Raw genomic sequence first — 10,123 nt, forward strand, 5'->3', positions numbered from 1 at the left:
AGGTCTAGGAGTTAAACTCCTAGACCTTTTAATGGGTTTCATATCCTAGTAACAAACCGCCTCTTTCACTGTAAAAACTACATAAACCAGAAGCATTGACAAATTGGATATCTGCTTTTGGAAACAAATCACGAAGCTTGTCACGCAATTGTTGGCAGGCTTTTTCATTGCCTGCGTGGGTAATCATGACCTTGCCTCCTTGGTAACCAGCTGCCAGCATCTCGTTAACAGTGGCCTGAATGGCTTTTTTCTGACCTCTTGCCTTGTGCAACAAATCAAGCGTTCCTTCGGGGCTGGCTTGCCCAACCATGCGGATATTGAGCAAACCGACAACCTTACCGACCAATTTATTCAAACGGCCGTTATTGACCAGATTATCCACACGTTCTAGGATGAAAAGTAGTCTTGTTTTGGCTTGGTAACGTTCGATTGCCTCGAGCACTTGGTCAAAAGAAAGTCCTGATAAAATCAAACGTTTTAACTCCAAGACCAGCAAATCGATTTCACCACCAGCTGACAAGGAATCAATCACATGGATATTGACGTTGGGATGCTCTTCTAATAACATTTGCTTGGCAATCTGAGCACTATTGTGACTACCTGATAAAGCCCCTGTAATGGTGATAACAATGATATTATCAGCACCTTGGTAAGCTCGTAAGAAAGCATCTGGGCTAGGACAGCTCGACTTTGACGGCACGGATTTTTCATATAAGGTGTCCATCATAGCCTCAACATCCAAGCCTTCATCGTCTACAAAAAGTTCTGAACCAATTTGTAAGGTCAAGGGGACATTTTGAAAGGCTAAATCTTTTTCGGGTACACCAATGTCCTTAAAATCACAACCCGAATCTGTCACAATTTTCCAACTCATCTCTATTTCCTCGTTTCCTTGCATCATATACTTTGATTACCAAAGCATTTCTTTCTCAATTATATCATTAAAAGCTTACGAAAACTATAAAAAGCTCGTGTTCTTAAAAAAGTCTTGCTCCACAAAAACTTTGGAACAAGACTTTGCTGTTAATCTTTTAAAACGTAATCGTAAATAGCTTTGGCAACACCTGCTTGGTCATTTACCGTGGTTTGGTAACGGCAGATTTCTTTGACCTCATCAGTCGCATTGCCCATGGCAACACTATGAGTAGCAAATTGCAACATTTCCAAATCATTTGCCGCATCGCCAATCGCCATGACATCATCAGGGCTAAAGCCTAGTTTTTCTGACAAAGCTTTTAAGGCCGTCGCCTTGGTGTAGCCTTTTGGCATGGCTTCAAAGATATAAGGCTGGCTACGTACCACGCTAAAATCTGCTGCCAAATCCACTTCCTTGGCTGCTTGGAAAGGAGTTAAAACAGGTGCTTTTGCCATGTACATGGCTTGGAAAATGATTTCTGAGCTGTCTTTGATTGCCTCAAGGCTGATGGCTTTGGCTGTGTCAAAGACCAAGCCAGCGTCGTACTGCACCAATTCTGGGACGACATCACCGACAGCATAATAATGCTTTTCACCTGTCAAGGTCAAGCAAACCTCTGGAAAATCACGCACAGCCGCTTGCAATTGGTCCAGCTCCTCATTGGTGATTTGGGCATAACTCATCAATTCCCAATTCTTTGTGTTGTAAATGCTGCAGCCATTGTTCATGATGATGTATTCTTCATCAGTCAGCCCCAATTGTTCAAAATAAGGCACAATGCCAGATTTTGGGCGTCCTGTGCAGAGCACGATTTTTACGCCTGCTTGTGCTGCCGCTTGAATGGCTGAGATGTTTTCTTTGGGAATTTTTTTCTCTGAATTTAGCAAAGTGCCGTCTAAATCAATTGCGATGAGTTTAATCATGTGGTGTCACCTTTCCTTTTATTTTTGGTAAATGCCATTGACGTTTGTAACCTATCATGCGAAGAATAACCAAGACCAGCACCAGGGCATAGTAGCCCGTGTCACTTGTCACAATGCCAAAATAAAGAACAAATGCCGCTAAAATAGACCAGCCCGCATAGACCTCACTACGCAAGATACCAGGTTTTCGCCCTGCTAAGACATCTCGGACCACACCGCCACCAGCTCCTGTTAGAACTGCTGCGACAATCACCGCGCTTAAAGGCTGCTGCAATTTCATGGCATACATGGCACCTTGGACGCTAAAAGAGGCTAAACCAATCGCATCTGTCAAGACTTCTGCTTTTAGCCAACCCTTTGTCACAACATTTGGAAACAACATAATCAGCAACATAGCCGCCAAAGCAAAATAAAACGCATCCCCTTGCGACCACAGCGTTCCAATTGGCAAGCCAATCAGCAAATTGCGGATAGCACCACCGCCAAAAGCCGTGACAAAGCCCAAGATGAACATGCCTAAAATATCAAAATCTTCTTCCATTGCCACAATAGCCCCTGATAAGGCAAAGGCAATGGTACCAATAATGGTCAATAAATCCCAAACGTCTATCGTCATACCAATCCAAACCTATTTTTCTTACGTAACTAGTGTATCATTTTTAAGGCCATAAAAAAACAGGTCTAAGCCTGTTTTTCAGTATTTAATTAGCCTTTATCTCTTTACCAAGGGCGTACTTGGTGCCTTTTAAAGCACGTTGAAGTGAGAATTTAAATGGTCTGCCTGTGATAGTGGCTTGTTTTTTATCCAAATCCACGATCACTTTTTCCACACCATGAACGGCTGATAATTTTTCAGTGACGGTTTTGGCGCAACCATCGCATTTCATTCCAGTAACTTCATATGTTCTTTCCATCAGAATACCTCCTGTTTTTAGCAATCTAAGTTAATTTAATGTATTTCAAACGAAGGGCGTTAAGCACAACAGATACTGAACTAAAGCCCATAGCCAAACCAGCAATCATTGGGTTGAGTAGGGGACCACTAAAGAGGTAGAGGACACCCATGGCAACTGGGATAGCCAAGATATTGTAAATGAAAGCCCAGAATAGATTTTCCTTGATGACCCTAATGGTCAAACGGCTAATAGACAAAGCTTTCAAGACATCTGAGATACTTGCTTTCATCAAGATAATATCGGCAGATTCAATGGCAATATCTGCACCTGAACCAATGGCAATACCAATATCAGCTACTGCTAAGGCAGGGGCATCGTTGATACCATCACCAACCATGGCAACTTTCTTACCTTGAGCTTGCAAATCCTTAATCACACGAGATTTTTGGTCTGGCAAAACATCACTAATAACCGTTGTAATGCCAACTTGTTTGGCAATGGCCTTGGCCGTTTGTTCATTATCACCAGTTAACATCACCACATCCAAACCAGCAGCTTGCAACTTGGCAACTGTTTCTTTACTATCTGATTTAACCAAATCAGCAACGGTAATAACACCCAATAAATGCTTCTTATCTGCCACATAAATAGGGGTTTGACCTTTTTGCGTGGCTTGTTTGACTGCATCTTCTGCTTGGGTAAGGTTGATTTGATGGTTTGCCATCAATTTATGATTACCGACGTACAAGGTTTGACCGTCACAGTCAGCCTGCAAGCCCAGACCTGTCAAAGACTCGAAATTATCCACAGCGACTAAAGACAAGCCTGATTCATCAGCTTTTTCCACAATGGCTTGGCTCAAAGGGTGTTCAGAGAATTTTTCAATCGAAGCCACTTGGCTAAGCAAACGGTCCTTATCACCTTGATAGGCAAAGATATCCACAACTTGCGGTTTCCCTTGGGTAATGGTACCTGTCTTATCAAAGACGATGGCATTTAAATGGTGGGCATTTTCAAGAGTATCGCCTCGTTTGTAAAGAATACCATTTTCAGCACCACGACCAGTACCGACCATAATAGCGGTCGGCGTTGCCAATCCCAAGGCACAAGGACAAGCAATAACCAAGATGGCAATGGCAACTTGAAGGGCGAAAACAAAGCTCTTGCCCATGAGCAAATACCAAAAGAGGAAGGTCACAATTGCGATAACCATAACCGTTGGGACAAAGACACCAGCCACACGGTCAGCAATCTTGGCAATAGGTGCTTTGGTTTGTTGGGCATCTTCAACCAATTTGATGATTTGAGATAACAAGGTATCACCACCGACTTTTTCGGCACGAATTGTCAAGGCACCTTGTCCATTGATTGAAGCACCGTAAACCTTATCATCCACAACTTTTTCAACAGGGATACTTTCACCCGTCAACATGGATTCATCGATGGCACTATGTCCTGATACCACAACCCCATCCACAGGGACCTTTTCACCTGGTTTTACCAAAAGCATATCTCCGACCACCACATCTTCTATGGGGATAGAGATTTCCTTGCCATCACGGATAACAGTGGCTTCCTTAGCAGATAAGGTCATCAATTTCTTAATGGCATCTGAGGTCCGACCTTTAGACAAGGTTTCAAAATATTTACCTAAGGTAATCAAGGTCAAGATAACTGCAACAGATTCAAAGTAAAGCATATGAACAGCATGAAGGTGACCAGCGAAAATTTGGCACATGCTGTAAATACTATAAACAAAGGCGGCACTTGTTGCTAGAGCAACCAGGGCATCCATATTAGGGTGACCCTTGCTCAATGATTTAAAACCACTAATGTAAAAGCGGCGACCAAAGTACATGACGGGTAAAGTCAAAAGCAATTCTATCACGGCATGCACCATGGGATGAGCTGACATTGACATGAATTGTGGCACCCAAAGCCCCATCATGCTCCCCATTGAAATGTAAAGCAAAGGCACGGTAAAGACAGCAGACCAGACGAACTTACGCCACATATTTTGGGTTTCTTCGTCTTGACGCTCTGCTTGGCTCTTTGATGTTTTAGGGTCAAAAACAGAGGCACTGTACCCTGCGTCTGACACTGCCTTTTCAATCATGCTTTCAGTGACAACATAAGGGTCATACTCAACCGTCATTTTTTCAGTTGTGAGGTTGACAACAACGGACTGCACATGGTCTAACTTTTTGACAGCCTCTTCAATCGTTACTGCACAGGACGCACACGTCATCCCATCAATCACAAAAACTTCTTTTTTTGACATGGCTAAACCTCTTCTCGTATGTGTGTTTTGCTACTCTAAAGTCAAGTGTTCCTTGCAACGGCATTGCCCATCAACACAATCACAAGGCACTTCTTCCAAGACATTTTCTTTCCTAGCTAAAAGCGTTTCGTCTAATAAGGTCACATCTGCCTCCGTCATCGGCATGGATTCTAGGAGATGCTTAACGATTTCCACATGCTTTCGCTGGCAAAACTTATTAAAGAAATCCGTTGTTTCTTGCTTCATGACTTCATTTTCTGAAATCAAAGCCGAATAACGAAAAGACTTTCCAACCTTTTGCGTGCTCAGATAACCCTTATCCACAAGACGTTTCAACAAAGTCTTAACCGTCGAAGCCGTCCAATCGGTCTTATCTTCAAGAATGTCTAAAATCTCACTGCTCGTCGTTTCTTCCTTAGTCCAAACAACACGCATGATTTCCCATTCTGCATTTGAAATTGACATTGTTACCTCCTTTAAAATAGCTTTGATTTACATTTGTAGATTTATTATACGATTATCGTTTACATTTATCAACGATAAAAGATTAAAAAATGAAACACATTGCAAAAATCAAAGCAATCTGTTTCACCTAGCGTATTATTCTTATTCATCAAATAGCTGTAAGTTTGGCCATTTTTTCTGCCAATCTTTCTTAGCAAGGCGTTCACGATAGACCTGCATCCGTTTCTTATCTTCTAAAAAATGCGGTGTCGGTTGCACGACAAAATTAACAATATCGTCATCACCATAAGGCAAAAAAAGTTCCAACTCATCATTGTTCAGTCTTGCTGCAATGGCTGTGCAACGTTCTGGATATTTGCTAACAGCATCTCTCGCATTTTGGTAAGGGAGCGTATTTGGACTATGGCTGTGCATATAAACCTGATTCTTGATTTCCCATTGATAGGCTGGGTAGCGCTGTTGAAGGTCTTGCTGAAGCGCCAGCGTTTCATCATAAGACACATTGACATCATAAAAAACGACATCTAAATCACTTGCTTGTGCCAAGCCAGCTTTTCCTGACAAGACATTCCAAACATAGTTGCGTAATGTCCCAGCTGCTAGCCAAGAATCTTGCAAATCCAGCTCTGCTATTACCCTAAGAATCCCCATTAACTCTTCATTTTGCACAAATAACGCTTGTAAATCCATAAATCCCATCCCTCATTTCTGATAACTACTGATAACCTCTTCTAACGCTTGCAGACTATCGACAAAGATAACCTTTTTGCGGTCAGCTGTCGTTAAAAATCCTACCTGCACCATCTGATTAAATTGTTCTTTGAGGCTATCATAATAACCATTAGCATTAAAAAGCAAGCAAGGCTTGTCGTGTTGTCCCACGCGCGCCCAAGAAATCGCCTGACTAATCTCTTCAAGCGTTCCAGGACCACCTGGAAAGGCAACTAAAACATCACCCATTTCCATTAACAGACGCTTACGCTCATCCATATCAGCTACAATACGCAGCTGCGTCAAACCTTGGTGGACTTCCTCACGTTTTTGAAGAAAATCTGGCATAATGCCGTAAACCTTTCCACCATGAGCCAAGACCCGATCTGCCAAAAGTCCCATCAACCCAGTCTGACTCCCGCCATAAACCAAATCATATCCCTTTTGCGCCATCCAATCGCCAAAAGCCTCCACACTGTCACGGTAGATCGGATTGCCCATACTTGACGCTAAATACACTGTGATTTTCATTTTATTGCCTTCCTCATTTCAAAAAACACCTCCATTATAGCATAAAAAGAACCCACTTGTTAGTGAGCTCTTCAATCGTTTAGTTTTTACTCTCCAAATCACGAAGCATTTGGTCAATTTTATTACCGTATTCGATAGATTCGTCCTTGATGAAGGTCAAATCAGGAATTTTATACATGGTCAAGTTACGACCCAACTCACGTTTGATGGTTCCTGTTGCCTTTTCAAGACCAATTTGTGCCTTTTGATTATCTGAGGCAAGATCAGAGTGAATGGTGTAATAAACTTTTGCCATTGACAAATCCCCAAGCATTTGAACATCTGTGATAGTCACATCTTGAACACGAGGGTCACGCACTTTTTTATGCAAAATCTCATTCACTTCCCGTTTGATTTCCATACCAACACGGTCAATACGATGATTAGCCATAATCTTTGTCCTTTCTATTGTTTTGAAAAAGCTAGGCTAAGCAAACCTAGCTTTTATTCATTTCTCACATGTAACTATGTAACGTTTAGGCAAGGCACCATAGTGCTTGCCGTATTCCCCATTAGAGGCATTTGCCTCAATGGGAATTAACGTTTCACTTCTTCCATAATGTAAGCTTCGATAACGTCATCCACTTTGATGTCGTTGAAGTTTTCAATCATCAAACCACCTTCTTGGGCGTTTCCGACTTCTTTAACGTCATCTTTGAAGTGTTTCAAGCTGGCAAGTTTGCCATCAAAGATAACGACACCGTCACGGATAACACGGGCACTAGCGTCACGTGTGATTTTACCACTTGTAACCATAAATCCTCCGATAGTACCCACTTTAGAGACTTTGAAGATTTCACGGATAATAGCTTCCCCGATAACTTTTTCTTTGAATTCAGGGTCAAGCATACCTTTCATGGCATCTTCTACTTCTTCAATAACTTTGTAGATAATTGAGTGAAGGCGAATATCCACTTCATCTTCTTCTGCTTGTTGACGCGCTTGTGGAGTAGGGCGGACGTTAAATCCAATGATAAAGGCATTTGATGCTTCTGCCAAGGTCACGTCAGATTCGTTGATTGCACCGACAGCAGAGTGAACAACGCTCACTTTAACGCCTTCAACATCGATTTTAAGAAGTGAGGCAGCAAGGGCTTCAACAGAACCTTGTACATCGGCTTTGATAATCACGTTAACGGTCTTAACTTCACCAGCTTTAAGCGTATCAAAGAGATTTTCAAGGCTGACACGTTGAGTGGCTTGACGTTGTTTCATCAAGGCACGTTTGGCACGTTCTTCACCAGCTGCACGCGCTGCTTTTTCATCCTCGTAAACAGCAAAATGGTCACCTGCCATTGGGGCTTCGTTTAGACCTGTGATTGAAACAGGGGTTGATGGTTCTGCTGTTTTCACGCGACGACCAAGATCATTGGTCATGGCACGCACACGTCCAAAGGTATTTCCGATAACAATAGGATCTTGCACATGAAGGGTGCCTTGTTGAACAAGAAGAGTTGCCACAGCACCTTTTCCTTTATCAAGACGCGCTTCAATAACTGTACCAATCGCACGAACGGTTGGGTCTGCTTTCAATTCTTCCATTTCAGCTACAAGAAGAACGGTTTCAAGCAATTCATCGATGTTCTTACCAAATTTGGCAGAAATTTCAACGAATTCACAATCCCCACCCCAAGCTGTTGAGATGATACCATGTTCAGCCAATTCGCTGATAACACGTTCTGGGTTGGCACCTGGTTTATCAATCTTGTTGATCGCAACGATGATTGGCACACCAGCCGCTTTTGAGTGGTTGATGGCTTCGACTGTTTGAGGCATAACCCCATCATCAGCCGCTACAATCAAAATAGTAATATCTGTGATTGACGCACCACGCGCACGCATTGATGTAAATGCCGCGTGTCCTGGTGTATCAAGGAAAGTAATTTTCTTACCATTTTCAATGATTTGATAAGCACCAATATGTTGAGTGATACCACCAGCTTCGCCTGTAGCGACACGTGAATTACGAAGGGTATCAAGAAGGGTTGTTTTACCATGGTCAACGTGTCCCATGATGGTAACAACAGGCGCGCGCTCAACCATTTTATCTGGATTGAGGTAGTTTTCATCTTCAAAGAAACGATCAATATCGGCATTGTCCACTTCCACTTTTTTGTGGGCTTCAATACCGTAATCCACCATCAACAATTCAATGGTATCACCGTCAAGAGATTGGTTTTGAGTGGCCATAACGCCCATCATAAAGAGTTTTTTAACAATCTCAGCTGGTTCACGTTTGATACGTTTTGCGATTTCTGCAACAGTCATCCCTTCAGTATATTCAAATTCCTTAGGCAATTCGTGGAATTTGCGTTCTGTGACTGGTTTTGGTGCTTGGTTGCGATTGTGTTTGCCTTTTTTGTTTTTATTACTGTTCCAATTACTATTTTTTTGATTTCTCACTTGATTTTGACTATTCCGGTTTTTTCTAGTTTTGCGTGGACCGTCCTCATTATCATGATTATAATCTCGTGATTTTTCAGGACGAGCCTGTTTTTTACGATGTTTATCAATTGCTTGAGAAACAGATTCTGCTGCTGCAACTGGTGATAAAGGTATTTCTTTCTTAGTCACCTTTTTTGTTTCCTCAGCTTTCTGTTTTGCTTCTAAGCGAGCCTCATGTTCTTTTTCTCGCGTCTGTTTTGCACGACGTTTGGCTTCTTCTTGCTCATGGAAACGTGTTTCACTTTGGCGTGAATACTCTGCATTTTGTTCAGCTTTCAGAGCTGCCGCACGCGCTTTAAAGTCAATACGTGGCTTCTGAGCTTGTGACGGTTGAGCAGAACGATTTATTCTAGTCTGCTGACGGTTAGCTTGATGCCCTCTTTGAGCATCTTTGCCATGCCTTGCTGACTTAGCAGGCTGTTGTGAACGGTGATTGCCGTCTTGCTCTTGATGACGTTTTTTACCACCTTTATTCGCATTCGCACGTTTTTCAGCTTGTGCTTTCGCACGAGCCTCACGTTCGGCTTTAAAATTGCGGCTTTTTGGTTTCGCTGTCGTTAGTTTTGCAGCAGAAACTTCAGGAGCCTTAGCGGCTAGCTGTTCTGCTGATTTTGCTGACGGAGGCGTCTGTTTTGATTCTGACAATTTTGCAACAATACGCTTTACATCAGCTTCTTCTACGCTAGAAGAATGGCTTTTGACCGCAATACCAAGTTGTTGTGCATATTCGACAACTTCCTTACTTGGACGGCCCATTTCTTTAGCAATTTCATACAATCTTTTCTTTGACAATAGTGATGTCCTCCTATTCTTTTAGTTCATAAGAGTCCTCATTTTCTTTGAAAATCCAGCGTCTGCGATAGCAATGACCTTACGAGGCTTACCAAGGGCAGCACTTAATTCCAGTGTACTAAAC

At 42.4% G+C, this 10,123-nt stretch carries 10 protein-coding genes; all 10 read right to left on the reverse strand.

What is annotated here, in order from left to right; all coding sequences use genetic code 11:
- Positions 1-28: 28 nt before the first annotated feature.
- The 10 genes from HFK82_RS07615 to infB all read right to left on the reverse strand — a co-directional run bounded on the left by HFK82_RS07615 (position 29) and on the right by infB (position 9,999).
- Positions 29-874 carry a DegV family protein gene (locus HFK82_RS07615; RefSeq protein WP_168261347.1) on the reverse strand — a complete coding sequence of 282 codons (846 nt, stop codon included), beginning with the start codon at positions 872-874 and terminating at the stop codon, positions 29-31.
- Between the two features lie 149 nt (positions 875-1,023).
- Positions 1,024-1,839 (reverse strand): Cof-type HAD-IIB family hydrolase, encoded by an 816-nt coding sequence (locus HFK82_RS07620; RefSeq protein ID WP_168261348.1) that lies wholly within the window; start codon positions 1,837-1,839, stop codon positions 1,024-1,026.
- On the reverse strand, positions 1,832-2,455 hold the full coding sequence (locus HFK82_RS07625; RefSeq protein ID WP_168261349.1) for a trimeric intracellular cation channel family protein: 624 nt from the start codon (positions 2,453-2,455) through the stop codon (positions 1,832-1,834). Before HFK82_RS07625 ends, HFK82_RS07620 begins: the two co-directional genes overlap by 8 nt.
- Positions 2,456-2,540: 85 nt before the next feature.
- Positions 2,541-2,753, reverse strand: coding sequence for a heavy-metal-associated domain-containing protein (locus tag HFK82_RS07630; protein WP_168261350.1), 213 nt, complete (start codon positions 2,751-2,753; stop codon positions 2,541-2,543).
- A gap of 25 nt (positions 2,754-2,778) precedes the next feature.
- The gene (locus tag HFK82_RS07635; protein ID WP_168261351.1) at positions 2,779-5,016 is read right to left on the reverse strand and encodes a heavy metal translocating P-type ATPase; all 2,238 of its coding nucleotides are present in this window, start codon (positions 5,014-5,016) and stop codon (positions 2,779-2,781) included.
- Positions 5,017-5,046: 30 nt separating this feature from the next.
- On the reverse strand, positions 5,047-5,481 hold the full coding sequence (locus HFK82_RS07640; protein WP_168261352.1) for a CopY/TcrY family copper transport repressor: 435 nt from the start codon (positions 5,479-5,481) through the stop codon (positions 5,047-5,049).
- A gap of 141 nt (positions 5,482-5,622) precedes the next feature.
- Complete coding sequence (locus HFK82_RS07645) at positions 5,623-6,171, reverse strand: nucleotidyltransferase family protein (protein WP_168261353.1); 549 nt, start codon at positions 6,169-6,171, stop codon at positions 5,623-5,625.
- Between the two features lie 12 nt (positions 6,172-6,183).
- Positions 6,184-6,723, reverse strand: a complete 540-nt coding sequence (locus HFK82_RS07650) for an LOG family protein (protein ID WP_168261354.1) — start codon at positions 6,721-6,723, stop codon at positions 6,184-6,186.
- A gap of 79 nt (positions 6,724-6,802) precedes the next feature.
- The gene (gene rbfA, locus HFK82_RS07655; RefSeq protein WP_154455238.1) at positions 6,803-7,153 is read right to left on the reverse strand and encodes a 30S ribosome-binding factor RbfA; all 351 of its coding nucleotides are present in this window, start codon (positions 7,151-7,153) and stop codon (positions 6,803-6,805) included.
- Between the two features lie 146 nt (positions 7,154-7,299).
- The gene (infB, locus tag HFK82_RS07660) at positions 7,300-9,999 is read right to left on the reverse strand and encodes a translation initiation factor IF-2 (RefSeq protein ID WP_168261355.1); all 2,700 of its coding nucleotides are present in this window, start codon (positions 9,997-9,999) and stop codon (positions 7,300-7,302) included.
- Between the last annotated feature and the right edge of the window lie 124 nt (positions 10,000-10,123).

Origin of the sequence: Streptococcus alactolyticus, from assembly GCF_012277075.1 — a bacterium.
GTDB classification, from domain to species: domain Bacteria; phylum Bacillota; class Bacilli; order Lactobacillales; family Streptococcaceae; genus Streptococcus; species Streptococcus alactolyticus.

Coding starts and splice junctions, on each gene's coding strand:
- HFK82_RS07620 (WP_168261348.1), bottom strand. CDS start 1,839: ATGATTAAACTCATCGCAATTGATTTAGACGGCACTTTGCTAAATTCA.
- HFK82_RS07615 (WP_168261347.1), bottom strand. CDS start 874: ATGAGTTGGAAAATTGTGACAGATTCGGGTTGTGATTTTAAGGACATT.
- HFK82_RS07645 (WP_168261353.1), bottom strand. CDS start 6,171: ATGGATTTACAAGCGTTATTTGTGCAAAATGAAGAGTTAATGGGGATT.
- HFK82_RS07650 (WP_168261354.1), bottom strand. CDS start 6,723: ATGAAAATCACAGTGTATTTAGCGTCAAGTATGGGCAATCCGATCTAC.
- rbfA (WP_154455238.1), bottom strand. CDS start 7,153: ATGGCTAATCATCGTATTGACCGTGTTGGTATGGAAATCAAACGGGAA.
- HFK82_RS07625 (WP_168261349.1), bottom strand. CDS start 2,455: ATGACGATAGACGTTTGGGATTTATTGACCATTATTGGTACCATTGCC.
- HFK82_RS07635 (WP_168261351.1), bottom strand. CDS start 5,016: ATGTCAAAAAAAGAAGTTTTTGTGATTGATGGGATGACGTGTGCGTCC.
- HFK82_RS07630 (WP_168261350.1), bottom strand. CDS start 2,753: ATGGAAAGAACATATGAAGTTACTGGAATGAAATGCGATGGTTGCGCC.
- HFK82_RS07640 (WP_168261352.1), bottom strand. CDS start 5,481: ATGTCAATTTCAAATGCAGAATGGGAAATCATGCGTGTTGTTTGGACT.